At 56.3% G+C, this 17,305-nt stretch carries 16 protein-coding genes; 5 read left to right on the top strand and 11 right to left on the bottom strand.

Features of this window, described 5'->3' with window-relative positions; translation table 11 throughout:
• Positions 1–1,389, top strand: a complete 1,389-nt coding sequence (pntB, locus tag AX755_RS18180) for a Re/Si-specific NAD(P)(+) transhydrogenase subunit beta (RefSeq protein ID WP_013096868.1) — start codon at positions 1–3, stop codon at positions 1,387–1,389.
• 106 nt (positions 1,390–1,495) lie between these two features.
• Positions 1,496–2,605, top strand: a complete 1,110-nt coding sequence (locus tag AX755_RS18175; protein ID WP_013096867.1) for a mechanosensitive ion channel family protein — start codon at positions 1,496–1,498, stop codon at positions 2,603–2,605.
• A gap of 40 nt (positions 2,606–2,645) precedes the next feature.
• On the opposite strand, the gene uspE is transcribed toward AX755_RS18175, so the two are convergent.
• The 7 genes from uspE to AX755_RS18140 form a co-directional block, all read right to left on the bottom strand.
• A complete protein-coding gene (gene uspE, locus AX755_RS18170) occupies positions 2,646–3,596 on the bottom strand; it encodes a universal stress protein UspE (RefSeq protein ID WP_013096866.1) in 951 nt (316 codons plus the stop codon).
• Positions 3,597–3,705: 109 nt separating this feature from the next.
• Positions 3,706–3,900, bottom strand: coding sequence for a hypothetical protein (locus AX755_RS18165; protein ID WP_013096865.1), 195 nt, complete (start codon positions 3,898–3,900; stop codon positions 3,706–3,708).
• Between the two features lie 126 nt (positions 3,901–4,026).
• Positions 4,027–4,779 carry a fumarate/nitrate reduction transcriptional regulator Fnr gene (fnr, locus tag AX755_RS18160; RefSeq protein ID WP_006174991.1) on the bottom strand — a complete coding sequence of 251 codons (753 nt, stop codon included), beginning with the start codon at positions 4,777–4,779 and terminating at the stop codon, positions 4,027–4,029.
• Positions 4,780–4,962: 183 nt separating this feature from the next.
• On the bottom strand, positions 4,963–5,478 hold the full coding sequence (gene ogt, locus AX755_RS18155; RefSeq protein WP_013096864.1) for a methylated-DNA--[protein]-cysteine S-methyltransferase: 516 nt from the start codon (positions 5,476–5,478) through the stop codon (positions 4,963–4,965).
• Positions 5,479–5,488: 10 nt separating this feature from the next.
• On the bottom strand, positions 5,489–7,015 hold the full coding sequence (gene abgT / locus AX755_RS18150; RefSeq protein ID WP_020688271.1) for a p-aminobenzoyl-glutamate transporter: 1,527 nt from the start codon (positions 7,013–7,015) through the stop codon (positions 5,489–5,491).
• 40 nt (positions 7,016–7,055) lie between these two features.
• Complete coding sequence (locus tag AX755_RS18145) at positions 7,056–8,501, bottom strand: M20 family metallopeptidase (RefSeq protein WP_058679536.1); 1,446 nt, start codon at positions 8,499–8,501, stop codon at positions 7,056–7,058.
• On the bottom strand, positions 8,501–9,811 hold the full coding sequence (locus tag AX755_RS18140; protein WP_013096861.1) for a M20 family metallo-hydrolase: 1,311 nt from the start codon (positions 9,809–9,811) through the stop codon (positions 8,501–8,503). Before AX755_RS18140 ends, AX755_RS18145 begins: the two co-directional genes overlap by 1 nt.
• Before the next feature lie 175 nt (positions 9,812–9,986).
• Between AX755_RS18140 and AX755_RS18135 the strand changes: the two genes are divergently transcribed.
• On the top strand, positions 9,987–10,898 hold the full coding sequence (locus tag AX755_RS18135; RefSeq protein WP_020688268.1) for a LysR family transcriptional regulator: 912 nt from the start codon (positions 9,987–9,989) through the stop codon (positions 10,896–10,898).
• Between the two features lie 353 nt (positions 10,899–11,251).
• Positions 11,252–11,815: a DNA endonuclease SmrA gene (smrA, locus tag AX755_RS18130; protein WP_013096859.1), complete on the top strand. Its 564-nt coding sequence runs from the start codon at positions 11,252–11,254 to the stop codon at positions 11,813–11,815.
• 38 nt (positions 11,816–11,853) lie between these two features.
• On the opposite strand, the gene tcp is transcribed toward smrA, so the two are convergent.
• Positions 11,854–13,515 carry a methyl-accepting chemotaxis citrate transducer gene (gene tcp / locus AX755_RS18125; RefSeq protein ID WP_062857205.1) on the bottom strand — a complete coding sequence of 554 codons (1,662 nt, stop codon included), beginning with the start codon at positions 13,513–13,515 and terminating at the stop codon, positions 11,854–11,856.
• Between the two features lie 142 nt (positions 13,516–13,657).
• Here tcp and AX755_RS18120 point away from each other — a divergent pair, with 142 nt between their 5' ends.
• Positions 13,658–14,521: an aldo/keto reductase family oxidoreductase gene (locus tag AX755_RS18120; protein WP_013096857.1), complete on the top strand. Its 864-nt coding sequence runs from the start codon at positions 13,658–13,660 to the stop codon at positions 14,519–14,521.
• A 37-nt stretch (positions 14,522–14,558) separates the two neighbouring features.
• On the opposite strand, the gene umuC is transcribed toward AX755_RS18120, so the two are convergent.
• From umuC to AX755_RS18105, 3 genes are all read right to left on the bottom strand, one after another.
• Positions 14,559–15,821, bottom strand: coding sequence for a translesion error-prone DNA polymerase V subunit UmuC (gene umuC / locus AX755_RS18115; RefSeq protein WP_062857204.1), 1,263 nt, complete (start codon positions 15,819–15,821; stop codon positions 14,559–14,561).
• Entirely contained in the window at positions 15,805–16,239 is a 435-nt protein-coding gene (umuD, locus tag AX755_RS18110; RefSeq protein ID WP_043951617.1) for a translesion error-prone DNA polymerase V autoproteolytic subunit, read from the bottom strand. Before umuD ends, umuC begins: the two co-directional genes overlap by 17 nt.
• 149 nt (positions 16,240–16,388) lie before the next feature.
• Entirely contained in the window at positions 16,389–17,276 is an 888-nt protein-coding gene (locus AX755_RS18105) for a LysR family transcriptional regulator (RefSeq protein ID WP_048971262.1), read from the bottom strand.
• Between the last annotated feature and the right edge of the window lie 29 nt (positions 17,277–17,305).

Below are 17,305 nucleotides of genomic sequence, written 5' to 3'. Positions count from 1 at the left end.
ATGTCTGGAGGATTAGTGACAGCCGCATACATTGTTGCTGCAATCCTGTTTATTTTCAGTCTGGCGGGACTTTCCAAACACGAAACGTCTCAGCAGGGTAATAACTTTGGTATCGCCGGGATGGCGATTGCGCTGATTGCCACTATTTTCGGACCCGATACCGGCAACGTTGCCTGGATCCTGGTGGCGATGATCATCGGCGGGGCGATCGGTATTCGTCTGGCAAAACGCGTTGAAATGACCGAAATGCCGGAGCTGGTGGCGATCCTGCACAGCTTTGTCGGTCTGGCGGCGGTGCTGGTGGGCTTTAACAGCTATCTGTACCACGAACCGGGCATGGAGCCGATTCTGGTCAACATTCATCTGACCGAAGTATTCCTGGGCATCTTCATCGGTGCAGTGACCTTCACCGGCTCGATTGTGGCGTTCGGTAAGCTGCGCGGTAAGATCTCCTCCAAGCCGCTGATGCTGCCAAATCGTCATAAGCTGAATCTGGCGGCGCTGGTGGTCTCCTTTGTGCTGCTGGTGGTCTTTGTGCGTACCGAAAGCGTAGGTCTGCAGGTGCTGGCGTTACTGGTGATGACCATCATTGCGCTGGCGTTCGGCTGGCACCTGGTGGCCTCCATCGGTGGGGCTGATATGCCGGTTGTGGTGTCGATGCTGAACTCCTACTCCGGTTGGGCGGCGGCAGCGGCTGGCTTTATGCTGAGCAACGACCTGTTGATTGTCACCGGTGCGCTGGTGGGCTCTTCCGGTGCGATTCTGTCCTACATCATGTGTAAGGCGATGAACCGCTCATTCATCAGCGTTATCGCCGGTGGTTTTGGCTCTGACGGCTCCTCGACCGGTTCTGACGAAGAAGTGGGCGAGCACCGTGAGATCAGCGCAGAAGATACGGCAGAGATGCTGAAAAACTCGCACTCGGTCATCATCACCCCAGGCTATGGCATGGCGGTGGCGCAGGCGCAGTATCCGGTCGCTGAAATCACCGAGAAGCTGCGCGCGCGCGGCATCAAGGTGCGCTTTGGCATCCACCCGGTAGCGGGGCGTCTGCCAGGCCACATGAACGTGCTCCTGGCAGAAGCGAAAGTGCCTTACGACATCGTGCTGGAGATGGACGAGATCAACGATGATTTCGCCGACACCGACACCGTGCTGGTCATTGGCGCCAACGACACCGTTAACCCGGCGGCGCAGGACGATCCACGCAGCCCAATCGCCGGGATGCCGGTTCTGGAAGTGTGGAAGGCGCAGAACGTGATTGTCTTCAAACGTTCCATGAACACCGGCTACGCTGGCGTTCAGAACCCGCTGTTCTTCAAAGAGAACACCCACATGCTGTTTGGCGATGCCAAAGCCAGTGTGGATGCGATCCTGAAAGCACTGTAATTCGCGTTCTCCTCAAAAACCGCTCTTCGGGGCGGTTTTCTTATTTCTGCGGTCAGCGTTTCTCCTCTGTCTATACTTTACCCTTTGTGTACTACGAGGAGGTGAAATGCAATTTTTGTCCCGCTTCGACATCCTGGAGCTGATGATGACGCCGACATTCTGGGTAAGCGTCGCCACGGTTATCGTTGTGACGCTGCTGGTCTACTGGCTTCTGACGCGCCTGATCGCATTCGTTAAGAGAGGGATCACAACCTGGGGAGATAAGCACCCAACCACAAACAGGATGCGTTTTATCCTGACCGATATGCTTAACCGCACCAGTCGATTCCTGCTTTTTGTCGTGGCGCTGCTCATCAGCCTGCGTTTTGTTGACTTACCCGACCGGCTCTTTAGCACCGTAAGCCACGCCTGGTTCCTGGTCTTCGCGATACAGGTGGCGCTCTGGCTGGATCAGGGCGTGGTGTCGTGGCTGCGACACGTTATGCTGGCCCCCGGCAGTCATAAAAATCCGGTTACCCTGGTGATCACCGGTCTTATCCTTCGCGCTATCGTCTGGTCTGTGATGCTGCTGTCGATTCTCGCTAACGCGGGCGTCAACATCACCGCGCTGGTGGCAAGCCTGGGGGTAGGGGGTATTGCTATCGCCCTCGCCGTACAAACCATTCTGAGCGACGTCTTCGCTTCGCTTTCTATCGGCTTTGATAAACCGTTTGAAATTGGTGATTTCGTAGTGTTCAACGACGTGGCGGGAACGGTGGAACACATAGGCTTAAAAACGACCCGTATTCGTAGCCTGAGCGGGGAGCAGATCGTTTGCGGTAACGCCATTTTGCTTCAGCAGACGCTTCACAACTATAAACGTATGCAGACCCGTCGCATCGTCTTCACGTTTGGCGTCGCCAGCGACACGCCGCCTGAAAAGCTGCGCTATGTGGGGGATATGGTCAGGCAGATCATTACCGATGTGGGTGAGACAAAGTTCGATCGCGCCCATTTCCTCGGGTTTGACCGTGACCGCCTGACGTTTGAAGTGGTTCATATTGTCAATACGGCGGATTACAACAAATATATGGATATCCAGCAGGAGATTAATATCCGTATTCTCGAAGGGCTGAACGCCCAGGAGATTAAGCTGGCGCTGCCCAGCATGGTGTTGCACGCACCGTGGATGCAGGATCGATCAACTGAAGAGACACAGACAGCGATCGAGAGCTGATAAGAAAAGCCCGCCGGGGAGGCGGGCGAGTAGATTGACGTTAATCGTCTTCCGGGTCATCCAGCTCAACCGGCGTCTGGTACTCATCCGGCTTAATGACCAGCAGGTCGCAGCGCAGATGGTCAATCACCTGTTCCGCGGTATTGCCCAGGAACGCGGCAGAAATACCGGTCCGTCCAATGGTGCCCAGCACCACAATCCCTGCCTGCAGATGTTCGGCTAAATCCGGGATCACCTCTTCAGGCAACCCTTTCTCGACATGCGTCATGTTCTCATCAATGCTGAACTTCTGGCGCAACGCTTTCATGGCCAGCAGGTGCTGTCCGCGGATCGCGTCGTTATATACGCTCGGATCAAATTCAGGCAGTTCGATGGCAATATTGATAGGGGTAACCGGGTAAGCGCCGACCAGATGCACTTCGGTGTGGTTAACCTGCTCGGCAAGCAGCAGCGTCTCTTTGACCAGCTTTTCATTCAGCGAATTGTGATAATCCTCTTCGCTTGCCAGGTTTACTGCCACGACGGCTTTGCCGCCTTCAGGCCACGGCTGATCTTTCACCATCCAGACCGGGCACGGGCATTTACGCAGCAAGTGCCAGTCTGTCGGCGTGAAAATCACGGATTCCAGCTTGTCGTGCTGGTGCGCCATTTTCAGCAGCAGATCGTGCCCACCGGCGACCACCTCCTGGATAATCGCTTCAAAGGGGCGGTTATGCCAGACCACTTTAATATCGATAGGCACACCCGCTTCCAGGTAGTACTTCGCCTGTTCGCGGATCCACGCGGTACGTTGGCTGATCACTCCCTGACGCATAGCGGTACGCTCGTCAGGCGACAGAAGGGTGGTCATCTCATACGAGAAGTCATAGATCGGCAAAAACGCTTTGATTTTGCCACCAATCCGTTGATGTAAATACACAGCACGTCGTAATGCCGGCTGATCGTCCTGATTAGGATCGATAGCTACCAGCATGTTTTGATACTTTGCCATACAGGTCTCCTTACTACTGTCACCACAGTCTGTAATTAAAAGAGTAACCTATATATCCTGAATGAAACAGAGGTAAGGTTTTGCCAGATCAATAATTCATGAAAATATCTCAGAAGAATAGCACCGTCGTTGTCACCGCGATAAACGCGATCAACAGCAGCACCATCACCACGATGGCAAACGTGGTGGAGTCCTGAACGTAGGTTTTTTCCTCTCCCTTCATTGGGCCGACAAGCATGATCCAGATGAAGAGGAAGGTCACGGAGGCAATAACAACTGAAACGAAAAATAAACTTTCTCTCAATTTAACCTCAACGAGAACCTTTCAGGAGCGGGGGATGTCTGTCGCAGGGGCGGGAAGTGGTGTGCTTACCTGCCAGACCAATAAATCATAAAAATTTATCGGCCTGGCATCAATCATTCGTGGGGTTTATGCCACGTTGCGGGCGTGGCCGGCAAGAACAGCCAGCGCTTCACCGTTTTCGATGGTGATGTATTTACCTTTAACGGCCAGCATGCCGCTTTTCTGGAAACGGCCAAGCAGACGGCTGATGGTTTCCACGGTCAGGCCCAGGTAGTTACCAATATCGCCACGGGTCATGGTGAGACGGAACTCACGTGGAGAGAAGCCACGTTCGGCGAAACGGCGGGAGAGGTTATAGATAAATGCAGCCAGGCGCTCTTCCGCATTCTTTTTGGACAGCAGCAGGATCATGTCCTGATCGCCTTTGATCTCACCGCTCATCAGACGCATCATCTGCTGACGCAGGTTTGGCATTTTGCCTGACAGATCGTCCAGCGTTTCAAACGGGATTTCGCAGACCATTGAGGTTTCCAGCGCCTGCGCAAAGCTCGGGTGATGGCCAGTACCGATGGCGTCAAAGCCGACCAGATCGCCTGCCAGATGGAAGCCGGTGATCTGCTCATCACCCTGTTCGGTGATGGTATAGCTTTTGATGGTGCCAGAACGGATAGCATAGAGCGATTTCAGTTCGTCTCCCGCTTTAAACAGCGTCTGCCCTTTCTGAATAGGCTTTTTACGCTCGATGATGTTATCAAGCTGGTCAAGCTCATGCTCATTCAGGGTAAACGGGATACAGAGCTGGCTGATGCTGCAATCCTGGCAATGGATAGCACAACCGCCAGACTGAATGCGTCGTATAATTCGCTTTTCTGGGATCATAGGTTTGCTCAAGCCTTAATTGATATTGGTCAATTTTAACATCTTTTTGGTAAGTACGTAAGCCTGGCAAACCATCAATAAGGACAAGAGACGGCAACGTGTTGCCATCTTCTTGAAATTCCACAGCTTGATTATGGATTTTTAGCCTAACCGGTAGAAAATTAAGCACAAAAAGCCTGGGAACTACAGCAAAAGATACCCTTCGTGACGCAGTAACCACTCCTTGCGCTGCACGCCGCCGGCATAGCCGGTCATGGTGCCGTTGCGGCCGATCACACGATGGCAGGGCACCACGATACTGACGGGGTTAGAACCGTTCGCGGCACCCACCGCCCGCGCCGCGCCCGCGCGGCCTAACTGTTCTGCGAGCTGGCCGTAGTGCATAACCTGACCACACGGAATATCGCGTAGCGCCTGCCAGACTTCGCGCTGGAATGGCGTACCGGCCGTGGCGGTTGGCAGGTCATTGATGATGCTGAGATCGCCCTCGAAGTACGCCGCCAGCTTGTCGCTCAGCCCACCTGGATTGGTGGCACTGATACGCTCAAAACCCTGGGCGCGGTAATGGATGTTGAGCAGCTCTTCCATGCGATCGCTGTGCTCTTCCCATTCCACGGCACGCAGATGGAACTGCTCGTCGGCGATAACCCACAGCGGCCCAAGCGGCGTTGCAATTTTATCTTCGAGTAATCTCAGCATCCTCTTTCCTTTAATTCAGCCTCGGGTAGATACCCGGTCCTATCGGCAGGCCGACAAGATACCATGCCACCAGCATCACCAGCCATACCCCTAAAAAGATAAGCGGATAGGGTAAAACCAGCGAATAGTAGGTACCCAGCTTCGCCTCCGGTTTATAGCGCTGCAGGAAGCCCAAAAACAGCGGTACGAATGGCGAAACCGGCGCCAGCGGGATCACCGAGGAGTCGGCGATACGGAACAGGATCTGCGCAAAGGCCGGATGGAAGCCCAGCATCATAAACATCGGCACGAAAATGGGGGCCAGAATCGACCAGATGGCGGATCCGCTGGCGATAAACATGCACAGCAGTGACGACAGCAGCGCCAGACCCACAAACGCCGGGACGCCGCTTAACCCGGCGGCTTCCAGCGCATCGGTCAGGCCAACGGCCATAAATTTGCCCATGTTGCTCCAGTTAAACATGGCGACAAACTGGGCCAGCGGGAAGACCATCACGATAAAGCCCGCCATCTCCTTCATCGGCTCAATCATCAGTTGCGGCAGATCGGCCTGGCGGCGGATTTTGCCAGTGGCGATGCCATACGCGAGCGACACGACAAAGAAAAACAGAATGATCAGCGGCACAATGCCCTGTATAAACGGCGAGGGCAGGACGGTATGTTTCACCGGGTCGCGCAGGATACCGTTCTCCGGCACTACCATCAGCGCCACCATCGCGATAAATACCAGCGAGACTATCCCGGCGACACGCAGGCCAAAGCGTTGCTCTTTGCTCAGCGTTTCCAGCTTTTCGTCACTACGGCCTTCCCATTTCCCTAACCGCGGCTCGATGATCTTATCGGTAATCAGCCCGCCAACAAGCGTCAGGACGATGACCGAACTGGCCATAAAGTACCAGTTGTCGATCACGCTGACGTGCATGGCCGCATCGATTGTTTTCGCCGCCTCGGTGCTAATCCCCGAAAGCAGGACATCGGTGGTGACGATCAGCAGATTGGCAGTGAAACCGCATCCCACACCGGCAATTGCCGACAACAGACCCGCCACGGGGTGACGCCCGACGGCAAGGAAGATCAGCGCCCCCATCGGCGGCATGATTACCAGCGCGGCATCAGAAGAGATGTGGCTGAAAAACGCAATAAACAGCACCATATAGCTGGCGTAGCGTGCGCTGACGTGAGAAGCCATTTTCACCATCAGCGCGGGGAGCAGGCCAACGCGCTCAGCCAGTCCGGCCCCCAGCACCAGCGCCAGAATGGCGCCCAGCGGCGCAAAACCGCTGAAGTTTTTAATCACATTTGGTAAAAACCAGTGCAACCCTTCAATGCTCAGCAGGTTCTTTACGCTTACCATGCTGCCATCGGCCGGGCTGCGCACGCTCACCCCTAAGGCGGACAGCACGGCTGTCGCCACCATCAAAACCACGATCAACCAGATAAAAAGCAGGAAAGGGTGTGGCACTTTATTGCCGATCCTTTCAACCCAGCCATAGAGCTTACCGGATGGGGAATGCGAAGGTATGGATGACATACTCATGGGCGTTCCTCGGGACTGTTGTGTTGTTGTGTTGTGTTTTTTATTTTAAAGGTGACGGTGTCACGCCCGCAGGGATCGGACACACGTACGGTTTTTCTTGTGTTTGTTGTTCGAACTCTTCACGACATTTTTTCAGCAGGTCTGCGTCCTGCAGCAGATGTAGCGCGGTGGCGCCCATCACTTTCCCGGCCAGCAGCATGCCTTTATGGGCAATGGACGTTCGCCCCTGAGCCACCAGTTGCCAGGTGTGCAGCGGCGTGCCGACGGTAAAGCAGGGGCTGAAACACTGGGCGACGGGCATTTTCCAGCTAACGTCACCCACGTCCGTGGAGCCTGCCAGCACGTTATCGGTGATGGCGTAAGGCGCGACCTCGTCCACCAGCAGGGTCTCCTGGTGGCGGCGGGCAAAGGCTTTACCTTCGTTCCCCCCGGTTGCAGCAATGTTTCTGAGGCTGTTTTGCAGATCGTTTGCCGTCAGGGTGGCACGGATCTCCCGGGCAAAAGCGCGTTCTTCCTCCGTCCAGGCTGGCGTGCCGTAATGTTGCAGGGCGCGATACATCGCCGCTTCGAGCGTGCGGTTTGGCAGGTAGCTGGAGCAGGCTTTATCAAAGCGACACTCGACTGTGGTTTCGGTCATCAACGCCGCACCCTGCGCGATCTTCTCAATGCGCGCGTAGATTTGCTGCGCGTCGGCCATCTCCGGGGCGCGGATCAGGTACAGCACTTCGGCCTGCGCCTGCACCACGTTGGGTGAGATGCCGCCGGTATCGGTTATGGCGTAATGGACGCGTGCTTTCTCGATGATATGTTCGTTGAGGAAGTTGGTGCCGGTGGTCATCAGCGTCACCGCATCCAGCGCGCTGCGCCCCAGATGCGGCGAGTTTGCCGCATGCGCCGCCACGCCCTTAAAGCGCCAGGCGGCCTGGATATTGGCCAGCGTACTGACGTTAAACATGCCGGCAAACGCTTCCGGGTGCCAGGTGACCGCGGCGTCAACATCGTCAAACAAGCCCTCACGGACCATAAACGTTTTACCGGAACCGCCTTCTTCGCCGGGACAACCGTAAAAACGCACGGTTCCACTCCCGCCGTGCTGCTCCAGCCAGCTTTTCACCGCAACGGCACCTGCAAACGCCGCGGTGCCGAGCAGGTTATGCCCGCAGCCGTGGCCGTTAGCACCGGGCGTGGTGGCGTGTGCCGTCGCGCAATGTGCCTGCTGGCTTAATCCGGCCAGCGCGTCATATTCGCCGAGCAGGGCAATCACCGGTTTACCGCTACCGAAGCTGGCGATAAAGGCATTCGGAATGCCGCCAGCCTCACGGGTCAGGGTGAAGCCTTCCGCTTCCAGCGCGCTGGCCAGCCGCTCTGCGGACCAGAACTCTTCAAAGCGGGTTTCCGGGTGATCCCAGATTTCGTCGGCAATGTCGGTGAACGTCTGACATCGCGTGTCGATTGCATCGGCAATAAAAGCGTAGTTCTCCTGCATTACACACCTCGCGTCCAGGGGAAATTCAGCGCAGTGCGCGCCAGCGTTTCGATAGCGACGGTCATGACGCGCTCATCAAAGTCGAATTTTTCATTGTGATGTCCGGCGCTCAAATCGGTGCCAAACACCATGTAGGAGGCCATGCCGCCGTTTTCTTGCACCCGGGCCATCATCAGCGTGGCGTCTTCAGAACCGGCCGGGGCTTTGACCTTATCAATGGCCTGTTCCACACCGGGCACCTGGCTTGCCTGCTGGCGCAGATAATCCACCCAGGCAGGTGTCGGAGCGCTGGCGGTGGCAGCCCCCATCAGGCGCATCTCAGCCGTCACGCCGTACAGCGCGGCGGCACCGGTAATGACGGATTGCGCGCGTTCGAACACATACTGATTGATCGCCTCGCTCTCGCCGCGGGTTTCGACCTTAAGCAGGGCATGGGCGGGTACCACGTTGCGTCCGCTGCCGGCCTGCATCACTCCCACATTCACCCGGGAAGCCCCTTCGCTGTGTGGCGCAATGCTGTGCAGCGCGAGCGCGGCCTGGGCGGCGGCGAGCAGGGCGTTACGGCCTTCTTCCGGTTTACCGCCTGCGTGTGCGGCAACGCCGGTAAACGTCGCGTCAAACTTGGTTGTCGCCATAAAGTTATCGCTGCCGCAGATCACCGTCCCGGCAGGCACCCCGGTACCAATGTGAATGGCGGTGAAATAGTCCACCCCGTCCAGTGCCCCGGCGGCCACCATGGCGCGTGCGCCGCGAGTGCCTTCTTCGGCAGGCTGGAAGATCAGCCTGATGGTGCCGTTCAGCTGCGCTTTGTTGTGCATGAGCACGTGCGCCAGCCCAAGGCCAATCGTGGTGTGGCCGTCGTGCGCGCAGGCGTGCATCATGCCCGGATTGCAGGAGGCAAAACCGTCGCGGAACGGGCGGTGGCTGTCGTCGAGCGCTTCGCTCAGGTCGAGAGCGTCCATGTCCACGCGAAACGCCAGCGTCGGGCCGGGACGGCCGGTGTTAAGCGTGGCAACCAGGCCGGTGAAGCCGCCTTCAAACGGCGCGAGCCATTTTTCGGGCGCGCCCTGCGCACGGGCGCGGGCAAATTCTCGCGTCAGGGTAGCGTTATCCGGCAACCCCATACGGCTTTCGGCATCCACCACGTCGCGGCCCATCGCCAGGTCATAACCCAGGCTATCCAGGATCTCCGCGACCTTTGCGGCAGTCCGAAATTCCACCCAGCCGGATTCGGCAAAATGGTGAAAATCGCGACGCCATGCGCTCAGTTGCGGGGCTAAGGTTTGGATGTACTGTGCCAGTGAGTCCATATCTGTTCCTGTCATCATTAAAATATGTGAACTGCTTCACGCTGTGATAGTTTTTACTTATCACTAACCGATTTTTCACAGTTTTAACCGTTCAGGAATTACCCTCGCACATCCCTTTCCATTAAAGTAGATGACAGTTTCTTTACTCTGATAAACAACGGTTATCGGTCGGGCTATGTCATTTCAGATTAAATTTCATCAAATTCGGGCGTTCGTTGAAGTGGCGCGTCAGGGCAGCATTCGCGGCGCCAGCAGGACGCTGAATCTTTCGCAACCGGCGTTGACCAAATCGATCAAAGAGCTGGAAGAGGGCATGGCGGCGCAGCTCTTTGTGCGCCGAAGCAAAGGCGTGGCGTTAACCGAGTGTGGCGAAGGCTTCTATCAGCGCGCCAGGCTGATTCTGGAAGAGCTGCGCGCGGCGCAGGATGACATTCGCCAGCGGCAGGGCGAGCTGGCCGGGCAGATCAATATCGGGATGGGGGCGAGTATTTCGCGAAGCCTTATGCCTGCGGTTATCACCCGCTTTCATGCGCAGCATCCGCAGGTTAAGGTGCGAATTATGGAAGGGCAGCTGGTATCGATGATCAATGAATTACGCCAGGGCGAACTGGACTTCACCATCAATACCTATTATCAGGGGCCTTACGATCATGAATTTACGTTTGAAAAGCTATTAGAAAAACCGTTTGCCGTATTTTGCCGGGAGGGGCATCCGGCGACGGGAGCAACCTCCATTAACGATCTGCTGCATTATAACTGGACCATGCCAACGCCCCGGGGAAGTTATTATAAGCAGTTAGAGGATGTATTTAGCCATCGCTCGCAAATACCCCGCATTGGCGTGGTCTGCGAAACATTTTCGTCGTGTATCAGCCTTGTCGCACAAAGCGATTTTTTAAGCATATTGCCGCAGGAGCTGGGTTGTGACCCCCTGTTGGCGGGGCGTCTGGTTATGCTGCCGGTTGTCGAATCACTTCCAAAAGCGACGTATTATTTAATTCAGCGTCGGGATTCGCGCCAGACCCCGCTTACGGAGTCGTTAATTACGCAATTCAGACGCGAGGCGCGGGCAATCGTCTCTGCGTGAAACATCATCCATAAAAAACAGGGCCTGTCCGACATCAGACAGACCCTTCAGTACACACAGCAGTGCATCCCTTCGCATATCCTGGATGTTATATCCATGAGGCAGGTTAATTAAGTTATAACAGCTTTCTCTCAAAATGAAAGGCGGTTGAGTGTTTGATTTTATGGATGTTTAAGCCAAATTGCGTGTTTTATTTACGCTGAAGTTTGAGTTAAGTGATGTTTAATTTTTCCCCGGCTGTCGATTGATATTCATCAGCTTGCTTTCAGCGCCACCCTACCCGGGGGAACGGCTGTTGAGGCACACCCCCCGCGAAGGTATAGTACAGGCTCAGATGTAGCCGGAGGATTTCCATGAACCCTGACGACAAATCACTGTTTCTTGACGCCATGGAGGATGTCCAGCCCCTGAAGCGCTGCGCAGATATTCACTGGCAGCCGAGCCGCAACACGCGGGCGCGCCAGGAGATTGATACCGAGCAACTGGATAACTTCCTCACCCTGGGCTTTCTGGAACTTCTGCCCCTGGATGAGCCGCTGGCATTTCAGCGTGAAGGGATACAACAGGGCGTAATGGATAAGCTGCGCTCGGGGAAATACTCCCGCGAGGCCAGCCTGAACTTGTTACGTCAGCCCGCCGAGCGTTGCCGCCAGATGCTGTACGCCTTTATTCGCCAGGCCGGACGCGACGGATTACGCAATCTGATTATCATTCATGGAAAAGGGCGCGAACAGAATGCTCATCCCAACGTGATACGTAGCTATCTGGCGCGCTGGTTAACAGAGTTTGAGGAAGTACAGGCCTTCTGCGTGGCGCTGCCGCATCACGGCGGCAGCGGGGCCTGTTATGTTTCACTGCGAAAATCCAACGACGCGAAACAGGAGAACTGGGAACGGCACGCCAAGCGCAGCCGTTAACGGGATTAGCGCGGGCGAGGTGCTCGCCCGCGCTGAACTCAGAAGGTTTCCCAGTTGCTGTCGGTGGCGGTGCTTGCCGTGGCCGGGCGCAACAGCTGTGGTGTTTTCACATGCGTTGTACGGGGCGCGGTGGCCTGTTGTTTACCGTTCAGACGAAATGCCGCCACCGCCTGGCGCAGCTGTTCGGACTGATCTTCCAGCGCCGCTGCCGCCGTGGCGGACTGCTGCACCAGCGCGGCGTTTTGCTGGGTGACGCTGTCCATCTGCGAAACGGCCAGGCTCACCTGTTCAATACCGCGACTCTGCTCATCGGACGCAGATGAAATCTCGCCCATGATATCGGTCACGCGGGTGACCGCCGCCACAATTTCCTTCATCGTTGCACCGGCTTCGCTGACCTGTTCAGAGCCGGTATTCACGCGGCTGACAGAGTTCTCGATAAGGCCCTTGATCTCTTTTGCCGCCTGCGCGCTGCGGCTCGCCAGGGTACGTACTTCCCCGGCGACCACCGCAAAGCCACGGCCCTGTTCCCCGGCGCGTGCGGCTTCTACCGCGGCATTCAGTGCCAGAATGTTGGTCTGGAAGGCAATGCTGTCAATCACGCCAGTGATGTGGGCAATTTGCTGCGAACTGTCGGCAATTTCCGTCATCGTGCGGACAACGTTATCCACCACATGACCGCCGCGCGCCGCTGTTTCAGACGCGTTCTTCGCCAGCAGGGTCGCCTGACGGGCGTTGTCGGAGTTCTGTTTCACCGTGGCGGTCAGCTCTTCCATGCTGGCTGCGGTCTCTTCCAGCGAGGCGGCCTGTTCTTCCGTACGGGCGGAAAGATCGTTGCTCCCGGCGGCAATTTCGCCTGCGCCGGTGTAGATGGAGTCGGTACTGCCGCGTACGGCGCTGACCGTGGTGACCAGAGATTGCTGCATCTCATGCAGACCGGCCGCCAGCTGGCCCATCTCATTGCGGCCAGAGAGGGTAATATCCTGCGTCAGGTCGCCCGCCGCAATGGTGCGAATATGGTTCATAATGGTTTGCAGCGGTTTTAACAGCAGGTGCTGTAACCCCTGCCAGATCACCACCAGCACGGCGATAACGGCCAGGAATATAGCCGCCAGCGTCCATTGCATCTGGGTAAAGCTGCTCTGGTTCTCTTCGGCCGCGGCTTTCAGCAGCGTGTTGTTTTCGGCGCGCCAGCGGTTATAGACCGCTTCCATATCGTCCTGTGCCTGCTGCGCATCCAGATCGCCATAGGCCTGATAGTTGTCGGCACGCAGATACTCAATCGACAGACGCATCACTTCGTGCATCTGGTTCCAGGATTTCAGCATCTCGTCGGTTAGCGCCGCACTCTGGCCGTTAACCTGCGGCAGGGTCTGCCACTGTTTGTTATAGGCTTCTGCTTTAGCCAGAGAGTTACCCGCGGTGCCAAGCAGTTTGTTGATCGCCTCAAGGGACGCCGGATCGCGCTGATTTTTCAGATAGCGGATGGCCACGCGCGTCACGGTAACGCGCGTTTTGATGAGGGTGTTAACGCTGTCACTCAGGCTCTCCTGCTGGGCATTAAGCACCCCGGAGTTCTGGAAGTTATGGCGATCGTTGCTGACGGCAGAGTAGAACAACCCTCCCGTGACAACTTGTAGCAGGCAGAATATGGTGAGAGCAAAGATAATACCGGTAATCACGTGCAGATTTTTCAGCATAGCGGTCGTCCGTAAGAAAGTGCAGGGGTACACAAATACTATCGTCGTCTAAAATTTAAACTTTAATTTAACTCGCGCTTAACTATGGGTTCTGGTCGGGAACCTGTTGTAAATCCGGATCTTTTTTATGAGGAAGGTGAACATGAGCAGCATCGATAAAAGCGGGACATACGCGCTGGGCACACGCACGGTTAAACGGCTGGGTTACGGCGCAATGCAGCTGGCCGGGCCGGGCGTTTTTGGGCCACCGAAGGACAAAAATGCCGCGCTGGAGGTGCTCCGGGAAGCCGTGGCGGCGGGCGTGAATCATATCGATACCAGCGATTTTTATGGTCCGCATGTGACTAACCAGCTGATCCGCGAGGCGCTGCATCCGTACCGGGACGATCTTACCCTCGTCACCAAAATCGGTGCGCGACGCGATGATAAAGGCGCCTGGCTGCCGGCCTTTTCCGCCCAGGAGCTGACCCAGGCGGTACACGACAACCTGCGCAATCTGCAGCTGGATGTGCTGGACGTGGTGAACCTGCGGATTATGTTTAGCGCACACGGACCGGCGGAAGGCTCGATCGCTGAACCGCTGTCCACCCTGGCAGAGCTACAGCAGCAAGGGCTGGTGCGACATATTGGTCTGAGCAATGTCACCGCCACGCAGGTTGCCGAGGCGCAGAAGATGGTGCCCGTGGTGTGTGTGCAAAACATGTACAACATCGTGAACCGTAGTGACGATGCGCTGGTGGATTCGCTTGCGCAGCAGGGGATTGCTTATGTGCCGTTCTTCCCGCTGGGCGGTTTTACGCCGCTGCAATCTTCCGGGCTGCAGGCGGTGGCGGACGACCTGGGGGCGACACCGATGCAGGTTGCGCTGGCCTGGCTGCTGCAGCGTTCTCCGAACATTCTGCTGATCCCGGGAACCTCTTCCGTGGCGCATCTGCGGCAAAACCTCGCGGCAGGGGAGCTGGTGTTACCGCCTGACGCGCTGGCTACGCTGAATGCGCTGGTGTAACCACGTATAAACAGAGCCCGGAGGGATCCGGGCTTTGTTATTTAACGATCGGCAAATCGGAATAGCGCGTGGTGTAGCAGGGCGACAGCATATCCCGCTTCATCGCCCAGGATTTCACCGCCCCCTGGCCCGCAAACCACACAGACCCCCGGCCTGAACGGTTAAGGCGGTCGATAACCTGCATCAGGGCTGTACTGTCTGGCCGCGGTGGGTGTTCATCGAACAGGCTAAGTTGCGCCACGCCCTGACTGAAAAAGTCACTGAGCATGACGCCCGCTTTCATATAGCGATGCCCGTCTTTCCAGATTCGGTTTAATGACTCGATAGCTACCCTGATAATATCCCGCGTATCGTTGGTGGGGATCGTCAGCTTGCCGGAGGCCTGGTTACCATAAAAAACCTCGTCCTCCGCATGCGGGCTGGTGCGAATAAAGACGCTGATATAGCAGCAAAACTGTTTCTCTTCGCGCAGCTTCTCGGCGGCGCGTTCGGCATAGGCGCAGATCGCCTGGTGCATATCGTCATACCGGGTGATACGGCTGCCGAAGGAGCGGCTGCAGATGATTTGTTGCTTTGTTGGCGAAAACTCTTCCAGCGCCAGACACGGTTCACCGCGTAACTCGCGGGCGGTTCTTTCCAGCACGACATTAAAGTGTTTACGGATCACCCAGCTTGAACATTCCGCCAGATGCAGGGCAGTCTCGATCCCCATCAGATTCAGTTTTTTGCTGATCCTGCGCCCGACGCCCCACACTTCGCTGACCGGTACCAGTGACAGCAGTTTACGCTGACGATCGATATTCGATAAATCCACCACACCGTTGGTTTTCTTCCAGGTTTTGGCGGCATGGTTAGCCAGCTTGGCTAAGGTTTTGGTGGGCGCGATACCGACCCCGACCAGCAGGCCGGTCTCTTTGTACAGGCGCTGGCGGATAGCCTGACCGAACGCCTCCAGAGACATACACTGGCTGACGCCCGTCAGATCCAGAAAGGCTTCATCAATCGAGTAGATCTCCACTCTCGGGGCCATCTCTTCGAGAATGGTCATCACCCGGCGGCTCATATCCGCATACAGCGCATAATTGGAGCTAAAGACGTGTACCTTCTGGCGTCTCAGCTCATCCTTCAGCTTGAAGTAGGGACCGGCCATGCCGATCCCCAATGCTTTTGCTTCTGCTGAACGTGAAATGATACAGCCGTCGTTATTTGAAACGACCACCACGGGTTTCCCCTTAAGGTCGGGCCGAAACGCCGTCTCGCAGGAGGTGTAAAAACTGTTTACGTCAACGAGCGCGAACATGGCGGTTAGCTTTCAGGGTAAACGTCACAACGCCGAAGATCTCCAGCTCGTCTTCTGCGGCAAAAACGACCGGTGCGTAGTCAGGATTATGGGGGATGAGCTGAAGACGCGGATGCGTTTGCAACTCCTTCACGGTAAATTCGCCCGCGACCGCCGCAATCACAATATCGCCATGAACGGCGGTTAACGAACGGTCAACCACCAGCAGGTCACCATGGCTGATGCCTGCGCCGATCATCGAATCACCGCTCACCCTGACAAAATAGGTCGCGCTGGGGTGTTTGATCACCAGCTTGTTCAGATCAAGGCTATCTTCGACATAATCCTGAGCAGGGCTGGGGAAGCCACAGGGCACCCGCTCCATAAACAACGGAAGCAATAACGTGGCATCAGGCCCCAAAGGAGAGATCAACTGCATAATGGTTAACTCATATTACTGTGTTTATATACAGTATTCATGATTAACCAGAACGATCAAGAGACGGGAGGGGAATTTTCCGGAACTCGTTGAAAGTCGAAAATTTTTAGTTCAACAAGGCGCGCTGGCGAGTATGCATTCTGGAATGTTTAATTTTTCTTAATTATTTCAGGCAGTAGCTGTTCTATAACCCCCACAACGCTTCTGACTCTGTGTGGAATAAAGCGAGCGTCCGGATAAACCGCATAGAGAAAGCGGTCGGGTAACCGCCACGCGGGGAGTACCTGCACCAGCGTGCCGGTTTGCAACGCCCGTGCCGCGAGCGGTAGCTGCATACCGCCAATACCCATGCCTGCCTCCAGCGCCTGTAACAGGGCGTCGCTGGTATTGGCGCGGAAAACGGTATTCACTGCAATATCAATCGTTTCGTCATCAGAAACCAGGCGTAAGGGAGCGTCCAGCGGGATGCCGCTGAATCGCACGTGGGGAAGCGCCGCCAGCGCGTACACGGACTCGACCGGCGGGAATGACGGGGCGGCAAAGAGCGGCGTTTCAATGCGTGCCAGTACGCGTGCGGCATGGGTTTGCGGAGGCTCCGCGCTCAGCCGAAGCGCCACATCCACCCCTTCGGTGACCAGATCGGCGATGCGGTCATCAAGCGAAACCTGCAGATGTAATTCAGGATTCATGCGCTGTAGCGTCAGCAGGCGCGGCAACACGATCTGGCCCAGGCCGCTCGGCAACTGCACATGTACGGCCCCCTGATATTGATGCTCAACCGGGTTCAGGCGTCGCTCTGCTTCCTGCATGGCCTCCAGCACAAGCTGCATATCCCGCCGGTAACGCTCACCCTGCGCGGTGAGCTTCATCCTGCGCGTTGTACGATGCAGCAATACCACACCGAGCTCTTCCTCAAGGGCGGCGATCTGCTGGCTGACGGCGGACTGCTTGATCCCGGCCAGGCGGGCGGCAGCGGAAAAGGAGCCCGCTTCGGCGACGCGCAGAAAGGTGGAAATGGCGTTGAGCTTATTATTCATTTCGTGATTCTGCTTATAAATGCCATCGG

Origin of the sequence: Enterobacter sp. SENG-6, assembly GCF_001605945.1 — a bacterium.
GTDB classification, from domain to species: domain Bacteria; phylum Pseudomonadota; class Gammaproteobacteria; order Enterobacterales; family Enterobacteriaceae; genus Enterobacter; species Enterobacter cloacae.
Note: the sequence above shows the minus strand (reverse complement) of the source record. Positions and strands in the feature narration are given on the sequence as shown.

Excerpts from the sequence above, each read along its gene's own strand:
- pntB (WP_013096868.1), top strand. The coding sequence starts at position 1 with ATGTCTGGAGGATTAGTGACAGCCGCATACATTGTTGCTGCAATCCTG.
- AX755_RS18175 (WP_013096867.1), top strand. The coding sequence starts at position 1,496 with ATGCAATTTTTGTCCCGCTTCGACATCCTGGAGCTGATGATGACGCCG.
- uspE (WP_013096866.1), bottom strand. The coding sequence starts at position 3,596 with ATGGCAAAGTATCAAAACATGCTGGTAGCTATCGATCCTAATCAGGAC.
- fnr (WP_006174991.1), bottom strand. The coding sequence starts at position 4,779 with ATGATCCCAGAAAAGCGAATTATACGACGCATTCAGTCTGGCGGTTGT.
- ogt (WP_013096864.1), bottom strand. The coding sequence starts at position 5,478 with ATGCTGAGATTACTCGAAGATAAAATTGCAACGCCGCTTGGGCCGCTG.
- abgT (WP_020688271.1), bottom strand. The coding sequence starts at position 7,015 with ATGAGTATGTCATCCATACCTTCGCATTCCCCATCCGGTAAGCTCTAT.
- AX755_RS18145 (WP_058679536.1), bottom strand. The coding sequence starts at position 8,501 with ATGCAGGAGAACTACGCTTTTATTGCCGATGCAATCGACACGCGATGT.
- AX755_RS18140 (WP_013096861.1), bottom strand. The coding sequence starts at position 9,811 with ATGGACTCACTGGCACAGTACATCCAAACCTTAGCCCCGCAACTGAGC.
- AX755_RS18135 (WP_020688268.1), top strand. The coding sequence starts at position 9,987 with ATGTCATTTCAGATTAAATTTCATCAAATTCGGGCGTTCGTTGAAGTG.
- smrA (WP_013096859.1), top strand. The coding sequence starts at position 11,252 with ATGAACCCTGACGACAAATCACTGTTTCTTGACGCCATGGAGGATGTC.
- tcp (WP_062857205.1), bottom strand. The coding sequence starts at position 13,515 with ATGCTGAAAAATCTGCACGTGATTACCGGTATTATCTTTGCTCTCACC.
- AX755_RS18120 (WP_013096857.1), top strand. The coding sequence starts at position 13,658 with ATGAGCAGCATCGATAAAAGCGGGACATACGCGCTGGGCACACGCACG.
- umuC (WP_062857204.1), bottom strand. The coding sequence starts at position 15,821 with ATGTTCGCGCTCGTTGACGTAAACAGTTTTTACACCTCCTGCGAGACG.
- umuD (WP_043951617.1), bottom strand. The coding sequence starts at position 16,239 with ATGCAGTTGATCTCTCCTTTGGGGCCTGATGCCACGTTATTGCTTCCG.
- AX755_RS18105 (WP_048971262.1), bottom strand. The coding sequence starts at position 17,276 with ATGAATAATAAGCTCAACGCCATTTCCACCTTTCTGCGCGTCGCCGAA.